Here is a 16,829-nt window from a genome sequence, read left to right as displayed (position 1 = left end):
TTCGGGTGTCGGTGCGGTGCGGGTTTGCCGTGCGGTGGGGCGTCCCCAGGGCCGGTCCGATGGGCCGGGCCCTAGTCCAGCAGCTGGTCGCCGCGTATCGCGCGGCCCTCGGCGGCCAGGTGTGCGGGGTCGACCCGGCCGAAGAGCTGGCGGGTGCGGGCGACGCTGCCGATGACGCCGGGGCGCTCGCTGTAGGCGAAGATCGCCGAGTGGCGTGCGGTCGCGCCCCGCACCGGGCTGACCCGGTGCAGCGAGTAGCGGCCCTTGAACAGCTGCAGGTCGCCGGGGCGGAGCGGAAGGCGGTGGACCATCCGCTCGCCCCGGCCCTGAAGGACGTCGCGGACGTCGTCGAAGCGCTCGTCCTGGGCGGACCGGATGTTCGGGCAGTACTCGAAGTCGCCGCCGGACCCGGCCTCCTGGGTGAGCATGCTGACGGTGAACTCGTTGGTGTCGAAGTGCCAGGGGTGTTCCTTGCCCGGTTCGACGACGTTCAGGACGAGCGCGGAGTACGGGTCGGCGAGCTCGTGGAGCCGGGGCAGGCGGAAGCAGCGGGCGACGAAGTGCTGGAACGCGGGGTGGGCGTAGAGCCGGCTGATCAGGGCGCCGGACGGGATGCGGTCCCGGGCGACGAAGGCGTTGCCGCGCTCGAAGACCGTGCGGCCGGGGTGGCCGGGCGGCAGGTCCCGGTCGACCGCGATGTTGTAGACGTTGACCGATTCGACGTCGAAGTGGGCGCGGGGCGCGATCTCGGCGCATTCGGCCCGGAGGAGCGCGCGCCGGGCGGGGTGGATGAAGTCCGGCAGGACGGTGCAGCCGAGGGTGTCCAGCTCGTGCCGGGCGCGGGAGACGACGGCCCGCGCCTCGGGGCCGTCGGGGTCCGCCAGGGGGTATCGGCCGGTGTCGACCACCTCGTCGAGGGTCGGGGTCTGCGCGGTGGTGGGGGCGGGGTCGTGCGCGGTGCCGATGCTGTTCACGGTGCTCATGCGTTCCTCTCCGCGGGCGTGGAGACGCCTGCCGGCACCGGGGTGCGGCAGGCGTCCACGTCATGGCGCGTCATTGCACGTCTTTGCACGTTGCTGCACGTTTTTTTTCCGTCAACTCTCTCAAGTGCGAGGGGAGTTGGCGTGGGAGCTGGAAGGAGTTGACGTTGCCACACATTCCGGGGCGTTGTCTGTGACACGACGCACGGTGCGGAGATCGTCACGCATTCGGTACGACCCCCGGGGCGGAACGGCGGGCGGGCCGGGACCCCGCCGCCCGCGTCGCCTCCCTCACAGTTTTTGCAACTTGTTGCATAACCGCCTCCGCCTGGTCTAGAACCGGTAGCAGTCCACCCCGCCCCAGGAGGCACCCGTGAGCCCGAAGAACCCGTATCCGCATCTGATGAGCCCGCTCGACCTCGGGTTCACCACGCTTCCCAACCGGGTGCTGATGGGGTCGATGCACATCGGCCTGGAGGAGGCCGAGAACGGGTTCGCGCGGATGGCCGCCTTCTACGCGGAGCGGGCGCGCGGCGGGGTCGGGCTGATGGTCACCGGGGGGATCGCACCGAACGACGCGGGCCGGCCGTACGAGGGCGGGGCCAAGCTGACCACCGAGGCGGAGGCGGCGCAGCACCGGACCGTGACCGAGGCGGTGCACGCCGCGGGCGGGCGGATCGCGATGCAGATCCTGCACTTCGGGCGGTACGCGTACCACCAGGACCTGGTCGCGCCGAGTGCGATCCAGGCGCCGATCAGCCCGTTCACCCCGCACGCGCTCACCGACGCCGAGGTGGAGCAGACCGTCGAGGACTACGTACGGGCGGCGGAACTTGCCAGGTCGGCGGGGTACGACGGGGTCGAGATCATGGGCTCGGAAGGGTACTTGATCAACGAGTTCGTGGTCGGCGCGACCAACCACCGCACCGACCGGTGGGGCGGCTCGTACGAGAACCGGATGCGGTTCCCGGTGGAGATCGTGCGGCGGACGCGGGAGCGGGTCGGGCCGGACTTCATCCTGATCTACCGGCTGTCGATGCTGGACCTGGTGCCGGGCGGCTCGACGCTTGCGGAGGTCGTCACGCTCGCCAAGGAGATCGAGGCGGCGGGCGCGACGATCATCAACACCGGCATCGGGTGGCACGAGGCCCGCATCCCGACCATCGCGACGTCGGTGCCGCGCGGGGCGTACACCTGGGTGACCAAGCGGCTGATGGGCGCGGTCTCGGTGCCGCTGGTGACCAGCAACCGGATCAACACCCCTGAGGTCGCCGAGGAGCTGCTCGCCGACGGGCGGGCCGACATGGTGTCGCTGGCCCGGCCCTTCCTCGCCGACCCGGACTTCGTGGCGAAGGCGGCGGACGGGCGGGCCGCGGAGATCAACACCTGCATCGGCTGCAACCAGGCCTGCCTCGACCACACCTTCAGCGGGAAGATCACCTCGTGCCTGGTGAATCCGCGGGCCTGCCACGAGACCGAGCTGGTGCTCGCGCCGACCCGGCTGCGCAAGCGGCTCGCGGTGGTCGGCGCCGGGCCGGCCGGGCTCGCCTGTGCGGTGTCGGCCGCCGAGCGCGGGCACCAGGTCACGCTGTTCGAGGCCGCGGACGAGATCGGCGGGCAGCTGAACATCGCCAAGCGGGTGCCCGGCAAGGAGGAGTTCGAGGAGACGCTGCGCTACTTCCGCGAGCAGCTGGCGCTGCGCGGGGTGGACGTCCGGCTGAACACCGCGGTGACCGCGGCCGACCTGGGGGCGTACGACGAGGTGGTGGTCGCCACCGGTGTCACCCCGCGGATCCCGGAGATCGAGGGGATCGGCCACCCGAGCGTGGTCAGCTACCTCGACGTGCTGCGGCACGGCGCGGAGGTGGGCGCGCGGGTCGCGGTCATCGGGGCGGGCGGCATCGGCTTCGACGTCGCGGAGTTCCTGACCGACGCCGGGGACGGGGCGAGCCAGGACGCGGAGACGTACTTCCGGGGCTGGGGCGTGGACACCGGGTACGGCGACCGCGGCGGGCTGCGGGCGCCGGAGCGGCCCGCGCCGCCGCGCCAGGTGCACCTGCTCCAGCGCAAGGCGTCCAAGGTGGGCGCCGGGCTGGGCAAGACCACCGGGTGGATCCACCGCACGGAGCTGCGGCACCGGGGCGTGACGATGGTCCCCGGGGTGACGTACGAGCGGATCGACGATGCGGGGCTGCACGTCACGATCGACGGTGAGGCCCGCACGCTGCCGGTGGACACCGTCGTGCTGTGCACCGGGCAGGAGCCCCGCCGGGACCTGTACGAGGAGCTGCGGGCGCAGGGGCGGGCGGTGCATCTGATCGGCGGTGCGGACGTCGCCGCCGAGCTGGACGCCAAGCGCGCCATCAAGCAGGGGACGGAGCTGGCGGCGGCGCTCTGAGCCGCGGCGGCCCCCGGACCGGCGCCCGGCCTGCCTAGGATTCCCCCATGTCCCTCCCCCACGCGATCCTCACCGCCCTGCTGGAGAAGCCGTCGTCGGGGCTGGAGCTGACCCGGAGGTTCGACCGGTCGATCGGGTACTTCTGGCCGGCCACGCACCAGCAGATCTACCGGGAGCTGGGGAAGCTGGAGCAGGCCGGGTTCATCCGGGCGCTGCCGTCGGAGGCGCCGTCGCGCGGGCAGAAGAAGGAGTTCGAGGTGCTGCCGGCCGGGCGCGCGGAGCTGACCGCGTGGGCGTCCGGCGAGCAGGACGCCAAGCCGGTGCGCAATGCGCTGGTGCTGCGGCTGCGGGCGGCGGCGGTCGTCGGACGGGCCGGGCTGGACGCCGAGCTGCGGCGCCATCTGGCGCTGCACCAGCGGCAGTTGGCGGAGTACGAGGAGATCGAGGCGCGCGACTTCGGGGCGGTGTCCGACCCGGAGGACCGGCTGCGGCGGCTCGTGCTGCGGGCCGGGGTCGGGCTGGAGACCTTCTGGGTGCAGTGGCTCCAGGAGGCCCTGGCCGAGGTCGAGGACATGGCGGACGGCGGGGAGGACGACGGAGGAGCGGACGGGCGGCCCGGGGAGTGATCCCCGGGCCGCCCGCCGGTGTCGTCAGCAGGTGGCGCGAAGCGCGGGCGTGTGTCGGCGGGTCGTCAGCAGTTGTCGTAGAGCAGCGCGCGCACCAGGCGGCAGGTCGTGTCGGAGGGTGCGTGCACCCCTATCCGGGCGGCGGTGCTGCGGATCCGGTGGTTGGGGGCCTGCTCGGGGCGGTAGACGCCGGTGTCGAGCAGGGCGATGGCCAGGCGCATGGCCTTCAGGCGGCGGTTGTGGGATTCGTACCGCTCGCGGGGCCAGCCGGCGGGCAGGGGCTTCTTGGGCAGCGGGTGGGCGGGGAGAGGCTTCGTCATCGGTACGGCAACAGCCACGGGCGACCTCCTGGAGCGCTGGGAAAACCCTCACTGACTGGTTCCCATTCTACCGGCCGGCACTGACAAAAGCCCCTGGCCAGAGCCGATTTGGGGCGCCGGCCAGGGGCCTTGGTGCGGGTCTTCGTCAGACCGTGGCGGCACCCGCCCGCAGCACCGTCTTGTCGGGTTTGCCGACGGGCGTGAGCGGGATGGCGTCGACGACACGGACGGCGGCCGGGGCGTACATGGCGCCCTTGTGTGCGGTGACGAACGCGCGGAGGTCGGCCAGGTCCACGGTCCGGCCCGGGGCGGGGACGACCGCGACGTGCACCTCCTCGGTCTCGTCCGCGGTGCGCACCCCGTAGACGGCGCAGTGGGCGACCGCGGGGTGGGTGTGCAGCAGGTCCTCGATCTCCGCCGGGTGGACATGGCCGCCCACGACGATGATCACGTCCTTGACCCGGTCGACGAGGTAGAGCCGGCCCTCGTCGTCCAGGCAGCCGACGTCCCCGGTGCGCAGCCAGCCGTCACCGGGCAGGGCCCGCGCGCTCTCCTCGGGCTGCTTCCAGTAGCCGGCCATCACACCGTCGGAGCGGACGTGGACCTCGCCCGGCTCCCCCGTCGGCAGGTCGCGGCCGTCCGCGTCCCGAACGGCGATCTCCACGCCGGGCAGCGCGCGGCCGACGGTGATCCGGCCGCCGGGCCCGCTGGGCACGTGGTCCTCCGGGAGGGCCAGGCTGATGCTCATCGCCTCGGACATGCCGTACATCCCGTGCAGCACCGGGCCGAAGACCTCGGCGGCCTGCAGCAGACGGGAGGGCGAGGCGGGGCAGCCGCCGTAGGTGATACGGGCGAGGGAGCTGAGGTCGGTGGTGGGGAGGGTGGGGTCGTCCAGCAGACGGTAGAGCAGCGGCGGCAGCAGCCACAGGTCGGTGATGCGGTCGCGGGCGACGGCGGCGAGCACGGCGGCGGGGTCGAAGGAGCGGTGCAGCACGACGGTGCCGCCGCCGGCGAGGGTGAGGTCGGACAGGATGCCCGCCAGGTGGGCGAGCGAGGTGCAGGCCAGGAACCGGGCGGGCCCGCCTTCGGGCCCGGGCGCCATGTGGGCGAGCATCGCGCCGTAGGGGGCGTGCGCCATCCGGACGCCCTTGGGGATGCCGGTGGTGCCGCCGGTGTGCCGGATGCACCAGTCGTCCTCCGGGTGGGCGCGGCTCGGCATTTCGGGGGTGGCCGGGAGCGCGGCGCAGGCGGCGAGCAGGTCCGCGCCGAGGGCGGGGGCGGGCGCCGGGCCGAGGGTCAGCACCTCGGGGCGCGGGTCCGGCAGCCGGCGGAGTATCTCCCGTGCGGTGGCGTGCAGTTCGGGGTCGACGACGAGCAGGGCCGGTTCGACGCTGCCGGCTATCCGGGCCAGGGCTTCGGCGGCCATGCCGTCGTAGAGGAAGACCACCCGGGCGCCGAGGAGGTTGACGGCGTAGCGGGCCGCGAGCACCTCGGGGCGGTTGCCGCTGAGCAGGCAGACCGTGTGACCGCGGCCGATGCCGCGGGCGTCGAGCACCGCCGCCATGCGGTGGACGGTGGCGCGCAGCTCACCCGCGGTGAGGTCGGGGTGGCCCTCCGGGCCGGTCAGCGCGAGCCGCTCCGGGTCACGGGCGAGGGCGGCCAGGATGGTGTCGGCGTAACTGGTGAAGCCGGTGGCGGGTGGCATCGACGGTGTGCTCCTCGGTGCGGTGCTCGGGGTGGTCGGCGGCCGGACGGTGACCGGCCGGCGGAACCGACGCTACGGCCGATCTCTCATGCCCTCCACGACCAAATGCGCCATGTACTCATGACCGTTGAGGCATGAGCGGGGTGAGGGACTCCTCCGCCGCCGCCAGGATCTCGGTGACCCGGAGGCCGAAGTGGACGTCGCAGGCGTTCGGCAGACCGGTCTCCACCGCGGCGAGCAGGGCGTCGAGGGCGCGGTGGTAGGCCGCTCCGGGGCCGTGCCGGCGGCGGGGCAGGGTGGTGACGCCGGCCGTGCCGCGGAGGGTGACCTCGACGCCGGCCGCGGCGGCCGGGGCGGTCAGCCCGACCGTCGCGGTGCTGGCCGCGCCGCTGCCGTGCCGCATCGTCAGGAGCACGGTGTCGGCCGGGCCCCTGGTGGCGGTCACCTCCTCCGCGTCGCCCAGGACGGGCAGCAGGACGGAGAGCGCGTGCGGGCCGACGTCCCACAGGCCGCCCTTGTCGCGGCGCCACGGCGAGTGGGCGTACGGGCTGGTGGAGCCGGCGGAGAAGACCGGCGCGAGCCAGTCGGCGTGCGCGGTGAACCAGCCGCCCGTGGCCGCCTGCGCGGCGATCCACTCGCCTTCCTCCGCGCCGAAGCGCGCGGTGAAGAAGACCACCGAGGCCACCCCCGCCCGGTCGGCGGCCTCGGCGACCGCCCGGGCCCCGGGCACGGAGGTGGCGACCGGCTTGTCCAGCAGCAGATGGCAGCCGGCCCGCGCGGCGCGCTCGGCCAACGGCCCCTGTACGGACGGCGGCAGCGCGATGGCCACGGCGTCGCAGTCGGCGCACAGCTCGTCGGGGCTCTCGTACGGGCGGGTGCCGTGGGCCTGGGCGAGGGCGGCGGCGGCCTCCGCGCGGCGCCCCCAGACGCCGATGAAGGCGACGCCGGGGTGGTCGGCGAGGGCGGGGGCGTGGACGCTGCGCGCCCAGGGGCCGGTACCGAGGAGTCCGATGCGCATGATCGTCATGCGGCCAGTGTCCCCCGGGGCGGGCGGCGGACGGCCGATTCCCCGGGGCGGCCGGGCCGTGTCCCCGGGGCGGCCGGGCCGTTGTCCCGGCCGGTAATCGGCATGCCCGCCGCGCCCGCCCGGTGTTACGTTTCCCCCAGCCGGCCGCGGGACTCCGGTGCGACTTCCGGACCTGCTCTGCAAAGCAACGATTCGCTGTTCGTGCCCCCATTCCCCGGCCGGCGTCCGACGACGGGGAGGACGCCGGTGCAGAGCTGCCCGGAGCTGGTGGCGGCCGAGGACGTGCTGCTGTTCGTGAACGCCGCGATCACGGCCACCGGCCAGCGGGAGTTCCGCTCCGGCGCGGCGGAACAGCAGCTGTCGCTGGACTTCCTGCACGAGTACGTGCGGATCAACTACCGCCCGCTGTACGCCGCTTCGCTCGCCCTGGACATCAACGACCACAACGCCGCGCTGATCGTGCGCCGGCTGCTGGAGACCGCGGGCGAGGCGACGGCGGACGGGCGGCGCACCGAAGGACGGCTGATCGCGGCCCGGCTGGCGCGGCTGCCCGCACCGCGGGTGTACCGCCTGTTCCGGGCGCTCGCCGCGGCCGGGGTGAACAACCGCCGGACCCGCGCGATCATCCGCGACTGGGTCGCCGCGCGCCCGGACCCGGCGCTGGACGCGGTGAAGTACCGGGCCGGCCTCACGTGCGCGGCGCGCCACGCCCATCTGCCGCTGCGCGGACCGGGCCAGGACGGTGGCGAGCTGGGCGACTTCCTGTTCGCGCCGCGCCGCCGGAAGCAGTTCGACACCCCGCTGCTGGACGCCTGGCGCCGGGCGCACTACGAGCAGGGCGCGCTGTACGAGCTGCCGTTCACCGTCGCCGAGGGGTTCGCGGCGGCGCACGGCATCGGACGGCGGGCCTTCCTGGAGCGGATCGCCCCGCGGATGACGCGGCGGGAGCGGCTGCGGGTGCAGGAGTCGGCCCGTACGCACGGCGCCGAGGTGGACCGCGATCTCACCGGGATGCCGCTGACCCGGCTCGCCTCGTACGTCCTGGGGCTGCCGCTGGACGACCGGGTCGCGCGCCGGGCCGAGCTGACCGGGGCGCTGCGGGCGGCGGCGCGGCGCACCGCCGGGGCACGGGCCGGGACGTGGGGGCGGGTGGCGGCCGTACTGGACGACAGCTACTCCACCACCGGCTCGCGGCAGAAGCGGCGCCGCCCGCTGGCGACCGCGCTGGCCTGCCACTTCCTGCTGGAGGCGCTGGCGGAGGCGTATCTTCCGCTGTGGACCTCCGGGCGGCAGGACGCGCTGCTGGCCCACCCGTACGGGCCGACCCCGCTGGGCATGCGGGTGCTGGACGCGCTGGAGTACGCGCCCGAGCGGCTGGTGATCGTCTCGGACGGCTGGGACAACGCGCCGCCCGGACTGGCCGGTGAGGTGCTGCGGGTCTGGCGGACCCGGCTCGACCCGCGCGGCACCACCTCCGTGGTCCACCTCAACCCGGTCTACGACGCCGAGGACTTCACGGTGCGGCGGCTGTCCCCCGTGGTGCCGACGGCCGGGGTGCGCGACGCCGAGGACCTGCCGGCCCTGGTACAGCTCGCCCGGTTCGCCGAGGGCCGGACCGGGCTCGCCGAGCTGCGGGCCCATCTGGACGAGCGGGTGCGGCAGTTCCTGGCGGAGGACGGGGAACCGGTCCGGGAAGAGGGGGCGGCGGGATGAGCAGGCTGGATCTGAGCGGGCTGCGGGCCCGGCCGGCGCAGGTGTGGGGCGCGGTCCGGCTGGTCCCGCTGGTGCGGGCGGAGCCGATCACCGATCTGCGGCTGCACCGCGAGCTGTACGAGGACGGTCCGCTGACGTTCCGGGGCGAGCGCGGCACGCCCTACACGGCGTACGTACCGCACGGTTTCGTGGCGAACTGGACGGGCGACGGGTCGCCGGCCGCCGCGTACGGCTCGCAGCTGAGCGATGAGCGGGGCCCGGTGGTGTGCGCGCCGCTGCACCTTCCGCGCAAGCTCGTCCAGCGGCGGCGCGGCGAGGAGGCGGGGCCGGGGGCTGGGACGGGGCCCGGAAAGGGGAAAGCGTCCGGCGGCCCCTCGGGCGGGCTGCGGTTCCTGCCGCTCCATCTGGCGCTCGACGGCTATCTGGCGCTGCACTTCGGCGGTCCGTCGATCGTGTGGGAGGAGTGGACCCGGCGGGCGGTCCGTGACGGACTCTCGCCGCGCGCGGAGCGGGCCTACCGGGGCGAGGCGATCCCCGGGCTCGACGACGCGCTGCGGGTCTTCGAGATCCATCCCGGGCAGTGCGGGGTGCTGGTGTACGTCGCCGACGCCCTGGCCGCCGCCTTCGTGGTGCCGCATCCGGACGACTACCGGGCGCTGCACCCGTCGCTGCTACAGGACCTGTACGGCGAGCTGATGTACCAGTACGCCCTCTACGGCGGGCCGGTGCCGGAGTTCACGGCCCGGATCGCGGCGGAGTACGTCAACTCGCTCGCCGAGCTGCGGTCCGCCGCCGAACGGCGGCAGCAGGAGTGGGAGAGCCGGCACGCCGTCCTGATGGCGGGTGAGCTGCTGGACGAGTCCTACGAGGTGCGGCAGGCGTACCGGATGGGGCGGTTCCGGCTGTCCCGGTTCCTGCCGCCGTTCGCGCTGCATCGCACCCAGCACATCGGCGAAACGATCACCGACGGCAAGGGGCGGGTCGCCTACCTCAAGTCGTTCCGGCTGACCGACAAGCAGGTCCGGCGCGGTCATGTGCTGCACCGGCTGGCGGCCCACGACTGGCACGTGGGCCGCACCGCGGAGGCGATGGGGATCAGCGGTCCGGAGCTCGTCCGGCGGGTGACACACCTGGGGTTCGAGGGGCTGCTGAAGCCGCCCGCCGAGGGCGTGGCGAAGGGGCGCGGCTGAGGTCTGTGCCACAGCATCAGCCACAAACCGGCAGATAACCGACCATGGATTCCTGGGCAGAACGGGGCGAATCCCTTCCGAATGGCGGGATGTCCGACTGAGTAACCTGCGGTTCACATATGGGCAACGGACGAGAAACGGCTCGTTGCGAGAGTGCGAACGTACGCCCGCACGCGTACCCGCACCTACCCGTATAAGAGGACCCCGTGACCATCAAGGCCGAGTACATCTGGATCGACGGCACCCAGCCGACCGCCAAGCTCCGTTCCAAGACGAAGATCCTGGCCGACGCGGGCACGCTGCCGCGCTGGGGCTTCGACGGGTCCAGCACGAACCAGGCGGAGGGCCACTCCTCGGACCTCGTCCTCGAACCGGTCTTCAGCTGCCCGGACCCGATCCGTGGCGGGGACCACCTGCTGGTGCTGTGCGAGGTGCTCAACACCGACCTCACCCCGCACTCCTCCAACACCCGTGCGCTGCTGCGCCCGGTGGCGGAGAAGTTCGCGGACCAGGAGCCGATCTTCGGCATCGAGCAGGAGTACACCTTCCTCAAGGGCGAGCGGCCGCTCGGCTTCCCCGAGGGCGGCGGCTACCCGGCCCCGCAGGCCGACTACTACTGCGGCGTGGGCGCCGACGCGATCTTCGGCCGCGAGATCGTCGAGAAGCACCTTGACCTGTGCCTGGCCGCCGGGCTGGGGCTGTCCGGCATCAACGCCGAGGTCATGCCGGGCCAGTGGGAGTTCCAGGTGGGCGCGCTGCCGCCGCTGGAGGTCTCCGACCACATGTGGGTGGCGCGCTGGCTGCTGCACCGCACGGCGGAGGAGTTCGGCGTCACCGCGTCGCTGGACGCCAAGCCGGCCAAGGGCGACTGGAACGGCGCGGGCGCGCACACCAACTTCTCCACCCGCGCGATGCGCGAGGGCTACGACCCGATCATCACCGCCTGCGAGGCGCTGGGCGCGGACGGCAAGCCGCTGGAGCACGTCCGCCAGTACGGCACCGGCATCGAGGACCGGCTCACCGGTGCGCACGAGACCGCGCCCTGGGACGAGTTCAGCTACGGCGCCTCGGACCGCGGTGCGTCGGTGCGCATCCCCTGGCAGGTCGAGGTCGAGAAGAAGGGCTACATCGAGGACCGGCGGCCGAACGCCAACGTCGACCCGTACGTGGTGACCCGGCTGATCGTGGACACCTGCTGCACGGAGCTGGCGCGGCGCGAGCAGGTCTGAGACGGGCCGTAGCGCATACGGGGGCCGGACCGGCGGGTCCGGCCCCTTCGCGCATCCGGCGTCCCGGGCCGCGCGTCCGCCGCCCACCGTCCACGCGCCCGGCCGCCGGGCGGCGTTGTCAGTGGCGGATGGCAGGCTGTCATCATGCTTGCGATCAGCGTCAAGACCGAGTCCGGGGCGGACCTTTCGCGCCCCACCGCCGCGGAGCTGGCCGGGCTGCTGCGGCGGATCGGCGCCGACGGCGACCACTTCGCGGTCGTCGAGCGGCTGCCCGACGAGGACCAGGTGTACATACAGACCTGGCGGGACGGCGACGGGCCGTTCGCCGTGGAGCACCGCGACGGCGCTCCGGAGCGGCACTTCACGGCCTCGACCGCGGACGCCGAGCGGGTCGTCGAGGTGTTCCTGGACTGGGCCGGCGGCGGGCAGGCGTGGCGTACGGCCCTGGACTGGCGGCCCGCCGACCTCTTCGCCACCCCCGGCCTGGACCCCGCGATCCGCGCGGAGGCCGAGGAGCGGGCCCAAGCCGGCATACGCTCCGGCTTCCGCGCCTTCCACGAGGTCGTCAGGGACGTCCAGGACGGCTTCGACCCCGCGGAGGCCGAGGTCTCGAAGGAGGAGGCACGGCGGATCGTGGCGCAGCTGTGGGAGCAGCGGCTCACCGAGCAGGCCGGATGGCCGGAGGTGACCGACCCCGACCGGATCGCCCGGGCCTTCGCCGCGCTGGCGGACCAGGGACTGACCGCCCGGATGGACTTCACCTGCTGCAGCAGCTGCGCACTGGGCGAGATAGGCGGCGAGCGGGCCGAGGGCGACCGGGGCTTCGTCTTCTTCCACCACCAGGACACCGCGGCGGCCGCCGAGGGCCACGGCCTCGCGGTCCGCTACGGCGCCTACCCCGGCCCCGGCCAGGACGCCGGGGAAGTGCCGGGCGAGCGGCGGGCCGAGGTCGGCCGGGCGGTGGCCGCGGCGCTGGCCGAGGCGGGCCTGCCGGTGCGGTGGGACGGCGATCCGGATCGCGTGATCGACCTCGCCCCGCTGGACTGGCGCAAGCGCCTGCCGACGGGGGCCTGAGATGACACCCCGACCGCTCCGCCCGTCCCGTCCGTCCCGCGTGCCCTGGGCCGCACCGCTGTACGTGGGAGCCGTCCAGCTCGGCGCGTACGCCACCGCGCGGCTGCCCGCCCGCCGCCGGACGGAGCTGCTGCGCGCACACTCGACCAACGTCGCCAATCTGCGGGCCGGCCGCTGGGGCACGCTGCTGACCAGCGCCGGGTTCGTCGAGGCGCCGCTTCCGGTGCCGTACGGCGCGGCACTGCTCGCCGTTCTCGGCACGGCCGAGCGGCGCTGGGGAGTACGGCGCACGGCGGGGGTCTTCGCGGCCGGCCACATCGGCGCCAGCCTGCTGGTCCACGCCGGCCTGCGCGCCCGCACCCACCTGCGCGGGCCCGGGGACCCGACCTCGCACGCCGTCGACGTCGGCGCCAGCTACGGCTTCTACGCCACCCTGGGCGCGCTCGCCGCGTCCGTCCCGCACCGCGGTGTCCGGACCGCCGCCACGGCCGGCCTGCTGGCCCTGGGAATACGGCCCGTACTGCGCCGCGGGCGGACATTCACCGACGCCGGCCATCTGACCGCGCTGGCACTCGGAACGGCGACCGGAGCCGGCATACGTGCAGGACGGCACACCCAGAAAGGGGGCAAATGGGGGATACGCGACAGCAGGTCGCTGACGGACCAGGGATAGACGACAGCAGGCCCCTGGCGGACCAGGGATAGGCGACAGCGGGCCGCCAACGGATCGGCGATGACGGATTTCGGCCACCCGCCCGCTCCCCTCCCCCGCCCCAACTCCTCTCCCCACAGGCCGAGTCGGAACGGAATCGCGCCCGGTCCGGCGGTATGTGCCGCCCGGGTGCGGTGGATTCGCGTCACACCGCCACCCACACGAGGGACAGAACACCGACTGTCTGGTTCAATGGAGCCATGGCCAGCCTCACCGACACCGCGACAGGTCGCAGCGACCTCGAGCCCTTCTGGCCGTCCCGGCAGGCGCACGCTTTCGACCGTCTGTGTTGCCGCGCGCACTGAGCGCGGGCCCGCACACACCTCATCGACGCCGCTGACCGGCGTCCCCAGCCCTGCCCGCGCGCACGACGTCCCCGACGCCCCTCTGCGCGAAAGAGCTGACTCCTGATGACGAACGTCCGTACCCTGACCGCCGGTTCCACGACGGCCCCCCTGTCCCCCCTCACCACCGCGCACCCGAACCGTCACCGCCTGCGCGCCGTCTCACCCGACGAAGCCCACCCGTCACCCGCCACCGCCCCGGGTGCAGGCGCTGCGCACCACAGCATCCCTGCCGTGGCGGAGCTGCTGAACTCCGGCGCCACCTGGCTGCCGGCGCCCCAGCACAGCCTGCCGGCCCTGCCCGGCCAGCCGCCGATGGTCGGCTACCTCGTCCTGGTGCCGGCCGACCAGGCCCCCGCCCCGGCCGCGCCGCCACCGGCCGCACGGCCCGAGGTGCCCGCACCGACCGGCGACGAGATCGTCCGGATCGACCCCGAGCAGCGCACCGCCCAGGTCCTGGGCCGCCCGCTGGACCTGACGTACCTGGAGTTCGAGCTGCTGGCCCATCTGGTCGCGCATCCGCACCGGGTGCACACCCGCGACCAGCTGGTGACCACGGTCTGGGGCTACGGGCACGTCGGGGACGGCCGCACCGTCGACGTCCATGTCGCCCGGCTGCGCCGCAAGTTGGGCGCCGAGCACCGGTCGTCGATCGTGACGGTGCGGCGGGTCGGCTACAAGTACGTGCCGAGCACCTGAGTCCGACGAGTCCGGCGCCGGACCGCACCGTACGAGTCGGGTGCCGGTCGGGACCGTACGAGTCCGGCGCCGGTCCGGACCGTGGGTTCCGGTGCCGGAGCCGGCCCCTTCGGGTCAGACGCCCTCCCGCTCCCCCTGGAGCGGGAGGGCGTGCCGCACCCCGCGCCGGTGCACCCAGCCCACGCACCCCGCCACCAGCAGCCCGGCCGCCGAGGCCAGCAGCATCCCGCGGGCCGGCGACCCGGCCAGCGCCGTACCGCCCAGGCCGCCGAGCGCCGCGCTGCACAGCGCCCAGAGGCCCGCGCCCACCGCGTCCAGCAGGACGAAACGGCGCAGCGGATAGCGCACGCTCCCGGTGGCGAGCGCGGCGACGACCCGGCCACCGGGCACGAAGCGGCCGGCGATGACCAGCAGTGCGGCGTGCCGTTCCACCCGCGCCCGGGCCCTGGCGTGCCGGGCCCGGCCGCGTTCGCCGCGCAGGAGCCGGGCGACGGCCCGTGGGCCCGCGTACCGTCCGACGGCGTGGCCGAGGCAGTCACCGGCCACCGCCCCGGCCGCCGCGACGCCCGCCAGCAGCGCGAGCAGCGGCAGGTCGGGACCGATGAGCACCGCGACCAGTACGACGGTGGTCTCGCTCGGCATGAACGGCAACAGCGCGTCGAGCCCGGACACCAGCAGCACGACCAGCCAGAGCCAGGGCGAACCGAGCAGGCCCGGCAGCGTGCGGGCCAGCGCGTCGAGGTGGTCGAGCTGGTCAGACATGGACCCGCGCGGGCCGCACCGCGCCCGGTACCGGTACGGCCGCCACCGGCCGCCCGTACAGCGCCGCCCGTTCCGCCCGCGCCGCCAGCTCCCGCCGGTCCGCGCCGTCCGCGGTCGTCAGCAGCGGATGGGCGGTGACGCGTACGGTCAGTGCGCGGGCGGCGAGCACCCGGCGCAGCGAGCCGAGGAAGGTGTCCGCACCGCAGAACGCGGCCACCGTGCTGGGCCGTCCCCGCTGGACGTACTCCAGGGTGACCGGCCGGACCGGCGCACCGGCGTCGAGGGCGGCCTGGAAGGTGGCCCGGCGGAACACCCCCCGGCCGGCCGTGCACCAGGTGGTCGCCTGCGGGAACACCGCCACCGACCGCCCGGAGGCCAGCAGGCGACTCAACTCCCTTACTGTTGATGTCAGTTGACGAGGATCCGTGCGATCGATGAAGAACGTACCGGCGCGCCGGGCCAGACCGCCGACGACCGGCCAGCCGCCGACCTCGCGCTTGGCGAGGAGGGTCACCGGTTCGACGGCGAGCAGGGCGGGGATGTCGAGCCAGGAGATGTGGTTGACGACGAGGAGGGTCCCGGGGCCACCGCCCGGCGCGGTGAGCGGCCCGGCCCCGGTGCCCGGCGGGCCGGCCACCGGCGCCGGGCCCTCCAGGCGGATGTCCAGCGCACCGAGCAGAGCGCCGGCGTGGGCGCGCAGCCGCGCCGGGTCCGCCATCCGCCCGCCGTCCGTCAGCGCCCGGCGCACCCGGTGGGTGAAAACCGCAGAACGCCGTACGGCCTCGGCGGCCGGGACCCGCGGCAGCGCGTGCCGGGCGCAGTCCGGGGTGCAGTCGGAACGGACGTCCCAGGGGCCGTTCACCGCTCCCCCAGGAAGTAGCGCCGGTAGCGGTCGCCGAGCCGTTCCATGTCCAGCACGACGAAGAAGTCCGCGACGCCGAACTCGGGGTCATGGGCGGGCGCGCCGCAGATGAACGCGCCGATCCGGAGGTAGCCGCGCAGCAGCGGCGGCAGCTGGGCAAGGCTGGGACGCCCCGGCACGGGGACGGTGGAGTGCCACGGCCGGTGCGGGGTGACCTGCAGCTCGGGCGGGGCGGCGTAGCGGGTGCGGCCCAGTTCCCAGGCGTGGGCGGCGGCCGTACCACCGTCGGCGAGCGGGACGGAGGCGCAGCCGGCCAGATAGCGGTGACCGGAGAGCAGCGTGTAACGGGCGAGCGCGGCCCACATCTGGGTCATCACCGCGCCGTCGCGGTGATCGGGGTGCACGCAGGAGCGGCCGGCCTCGATGAGCGAGGGCCGCAGCGCGGCGAGGGCGCCGAGGTCGAACTCACCGTCCGAGTAGAGCCGCGGGCTGCGGCCGGGAGGCAGCAGCCGGTACGTACCGACGATCCGGCCGCTGGCGGTGTGGGTCACGACGAGATGGTCGGCGACCTCGTCGACGTCGTCGATGTCATGGCCGGCCAGCGGGGTGTGCAGGGTCGCGCCCATCTCCTCGGCGAAGACCAGGTGACGCAGCCGCTGCGCCGCACGGATCTGCTCGGGGGTGTCGGCCATCTGCGCGGTGTAGCCGGTGTCGGTGGGAGCGGCAGCCGCGGGAGCGGCGGCGGTGGGGGCGGACGCGGTCGGTGCCATGCGCATGGGAGCTCCATGGGGAGTGGAAGGCCGACGAGTCGACGAACGGGGCTGACCTGGCCCTTCTCTACGCGGCAGACTGTTCCCGCGCCGCCCGGCCGGTCGCGTGAAGGCGAGGGGGCGAACGGGTGAGCCTCCGCGGAACACTGTGTTTTGTCCCCCCACGTACTTGGCCGTCCCGCCGCGGGGCTTGCCGTTGTGCGCTTTGCGGCGCGCCGCACGTACCCGTCTTTCCCGCCGTCGGGGTTGCTCGCCGTTGCGCGCTTTGCGGCGCCCCCTACGTACTTGGCCGTCCCGCCGCGGGTGGTCTCGCCGTTGCGCCTGCGGCGGGCTGGGTTTGTTGTGGGTGCGGTGACGGGCCTCCGGGGCCGGTGTTTGGGACTGCTGTCGCTTTACGTCCCAAACACCGGCCCCTCCG

Annotated in this window: 15 protein-coding genes; 8 read left to right on the top strand and 7 right to left on the bottom strand. The window is 74.2% G+C overall.

The annotated features are described in order from the left end of the window. Window positions 1-71: 71 nt before the first annotated feature. Window positions 72-983: a HalD/BesD family halogenase gene (locus tag ACZ7MX_RS37130; protein ID WP_472138789.1), complete on the bottom strand. Its 912-nt coding sequence runs from the start codon at window positions 981-983 to the stop codon at window positions 72-74. 400 nt (window positions 984-1,383) lie between these two features. Here ACZ7MX_RS37130 and ACZ7MX_RS37125 point away from each other — a divergent pair, with 400 nt between their 5' ends. Both ACZ7MX_RS37125 and ACZ7MX_RS37120 read left to right on the top strand, forming a co-directional pair. Further along, the gene (locus ACZ7MX_RS37125; RefSeq protein WP_472138926.1) at window positions 1,384-3,378 is read left to right on the top strand and encodes an FAD-dependent oxidoreductase; all 1,995 of its coding nucleotides are present in this window, start codon (window positions 1,384-1,386) and stop codon (window positions 3,376-3,378) included. Between the two features lie 47 nt (window positions 3,379-3,425). Continuing rightward, window positions 3,426-4,004 (top strand): PadR family transcriptional regulator, encoded by a 579-nt coding sequence (locus tag ACZ7MX_RS37120; RefSeq protein WP_472138787.1) that lies wholly within the window; start codon window positions 3,426-3,428, stop codon window positions 4,002-4,004. 65 nt (window positions 4,005-4,069) lie between these two features. Here the strand turns inward: ACZ7MX_RS37120 and ACZ7MX_RS37115 are convergent, their stop codons facing one another. The 3 genes from ACZ7MX_RS37115 to ACZ7MX_RS37105 all read right to left on the bottom strand — a co-directional run bounded on the left by ACZ7MX_RS37115 (window position 4,070) and on the right by ACZ7MX_RS37105 (window position 7,056). Then, entirely contained in the window at window positions 4,070-4,342 is a 273-nt protein-coding gene (locus tag ACZ7MX_RS37115; RefSeq protein WP_472138785.1) for a hypothetical protein, read from the bottom strand. 127 nt (window positions 4,343-4,469) lie between these two features. After that, a complete protein-coding gene (locus tag ACZ7MX_RS37110) occupies window positions 4,470-6,029 on the bottom strand; it encodes an AMP-binding protein (protein ID WP_472138783.1) in 1,560 nt (519 codons plus the stop codon). Between the two features lie 118 nt (window positions 6,030-6,147). Continuing rightward, window positions 6,148-7,056: a Gfo/Idh/MocA family protein gene (locus ACZ7MX_RS37105; protein WP_472138781.1), complete on the bottom strand. Its 909-nt coding sequence runs from the start codon at window positions 7,054-7,056 to the stop codon at window positions 6,148-6,150. A gap of 246 nt (window positions 7,057-7,302) precedes the next feature. On the opposite strand from ACZ7MX_RS37105, the gene ACZ7MX_RS37100 reads away from it, so the two are divergent. The 6 genes from ACZ7MX_RS37100 (at window position 7,303) to ACZ7MX_RS37075 (ending at window position 14,017) form a co-directional block, all read left to right on the top strand. Further along, the gene (locus tag ACZ7MX_RS37100; protein WP_472138780.1) at window positions 7,303-8,769 is read left to right on the top strand and encodes a hypothetical protein; all 1,467 of its coding nucleotides are present in this window, start codon (window positions 7,303-7,305) and stop codon (window positions 8,767-8,769) included. Further along, window positions 8,766-9,959, top strand: coding sequence for an ARPP-2 domain-containing protein (locus ACZ7MX_RS37095; RefSeq protein WP_472138779.1), 1,194 nt, complete (start codon window positions 8,766-8,768; stop codon window positions 9,957-9,959). The genes ACZ7MX_RS37100 and ACZ7MX_RS37095 overlap by 4 nt, the downstream gene beginning before the upstream one ends. A gap of 206 nt (window positions 9,960-10,165) precedes the next feature. Beyond that, window positions 10,166-11,188: a glutamine synthetase gene (glnII, locus tag ACZ7MX_RS37090; protein ID WP_472138778.1), complete on the top strand. Its 1,023-nt coding sequence runs from the start codon at window positions 10,166-10,168 to the stop codon at window positions 11,186-11,188. 144 nt (window positions 11,189-11,332) lie between these two features. Further along, window positions 11,333-12,262: a DUF6891 domain-containing protein gene (locus ACZ7MX_RS37085; protein ID WP_472138776.1), complete on the top strand. Its 930-nt coding sequence runs from the start codon at window positions 11,333-11,335 to the stop codon at window positions 12,260-12,262. 1 nt (window position 12,263) lies between these two features. Next, entirely contained in the window at window positions 12,264-12,935 is a 672-nt protein-coding gene (locus tag ACZ7MX_RS37080) for a rhomboid-like protein (RefSeq protein WP_472138774.1), read from the top strand. 449 nt (window positions 12,936-13,384) lie between these two features. Continuing rightward, window positions 13,385-14,017, top strand: coding sequence for a winged helix-turn-helix domain-containing protein (locus ACZ7MX_RS37075; RefSeq protein WP_472138772.1), 633 nt, complete (start codon window positions 13,385-13,387; stop codon window positions 14,015-14,017). Window positions 14,018-14,131: 114 nt separating this feature from the next. On the opposite strand, the gene ACZ7MX_RS37070 is transcribed toward ACZ7MX_RS37075, so the two are convergent. The 3 genes from ACZ7MX_RS37070 to ACZ7MX_RS37060 are packed head-to-tail and all read right to left on the bottom strand — an operon-like array spanning window position 14,132 to window position 16,417. Beyond that, on the bottom strand, window positions 14,132-14,779 hold the full coding sequence (locus ACZ7MX_RS37070) for a DedA family protein (RefSeq protein ID WP_472138770.1): 648 nt from the start codon (window positions 14,777-14,779) through the stop codon (window positions 14,132-14,134). Next, window positions 14,772-15,641, bottom strand: coding sequence for a lysophospholipid acyltransferase family protein (locus tag ACZ7MX_RS37065; protein WP_472138768.1), 870 nt, complete (start codon window positions 15,639-15,641; stop codon window positions 14,772-14,774). The genes ACZ7MX_RS37070 and ACZ7MX_RS37065 overlap by 8 nt, the downstream gene beginning before the upstream one ends. Beyond that, window positions 15,638-16,417 carry a GNAT family N-acetyltransferase gene (locus ACZ7MX_RS37060; protein ID WP_472138766.1) on the bottom strand — a complete coding sequence of 260 codons (780 nt, stop codon included), beginning with the start codon at window positions 16,415-16,417 and terminating at the stop codon, window positions 15,638-15,640. The genes ACZ7MX_RS37065 and ACZ7MX_RS37060 overlap by 4 nt, the downstream gene beginning before the upstream one ends. Between the last annotated feature and the right edge of the window lie 412 nt (window positions 16,418-16,829).

The sequence above is a fragment of the Streptomyces sp. NPDC107765 genome (assembly GCF_055657085.1).
The sequence above is the reverse complement of the archived record's forward strand: the minus strand, read 5'-3'. Positions and strand labels throughout refer to the sequence as shown.

Excerpts from the sequence above, each read along its gene's own strand:
- ACZ7MX_RS37130 (WP_472138789.1), bottom strand. The coding sequence starts at position 983 with ATGAGCACCGTGAACAGCATCGGCACCGCGCACGACCCCGCCCCCACC.
- ACZ7MX_RS37125 (WP_472138926.1), top strand. The coding sequence starts at position 1,384 with ATGAGCCCGCTCGACCTCGGGTTCACCACGCTTCCCAACCGGGTGCTG.
- ACZ7MX_RS37120 (WP_472138787.1), top strand. The coding sequence starts at position 3,426 with ATGTCCCTCCCCCACGCGATCCTCACCGCCCTGCTGGAGAAGCCGTCG.
- ACZ7MX_RS37110 (WP_472138783.1), bottom strand. The coding sequence starts at position 6,029 with ATGCCACCCGCCACCGGCTTCACCAGTTACGCCGACACCATCCTGGCC.
- ACZ7MX_RS37105 (WP_472138781.1), bottom strand. The coding sequence starts at position 7,056 with ATGACGATCATGCGCATCGGACTCCTCGGTACCGGCCCCTGGGCGCGC.
- ACZ7MX_RS37095 (WP_472138779.1), top strand. The coding sequence starts at position 8,766 with ATGAGCAGGCTGGATCTGAGCGGGCTGCGGGCCCGGCCGGCGCAGGTG.
- ACZ7MX_RS37085 (WP_472138776.1), top strand. The coding sequence starts at position 11,333 with ATGCTTGCGATCAGCGTCAAGACCGAGTCCGGGGCGGACCTTTCGCGC.
- ACZ7MX_RS37080 (WP_472138774.1), top strand. The coding sequence starts at position 12,264 with ATGACACCCCGACCGCTCCGCCCGTCCCGTCCGTCCCGCGTGCCCTGG.
- ACZ7MX_RS37075 (WP_472138772.1), top strand. The coding sequence starts at position 13,385 with ATGACGAACGTCCGTACCCTGACCGCCGGTTCCACGACGGCCCCCCTG.
- ACZ7MX_RS37070 (WP_472138770.1), bottom strand. The coding sequence starts at position 14,779 with ATGTCTGACCAGCTCGACCACCTCGACGCGCTGGCCCGCACGCTGCCG.
- ACZ7MX_RS37060 (WP_472138766.1), bottom strand. The coding sequence starts at position 16,417 with ATGCGCATGGCACCGACCGCGTCCGCCCCCACCGCCGCCGCTCCCGCG.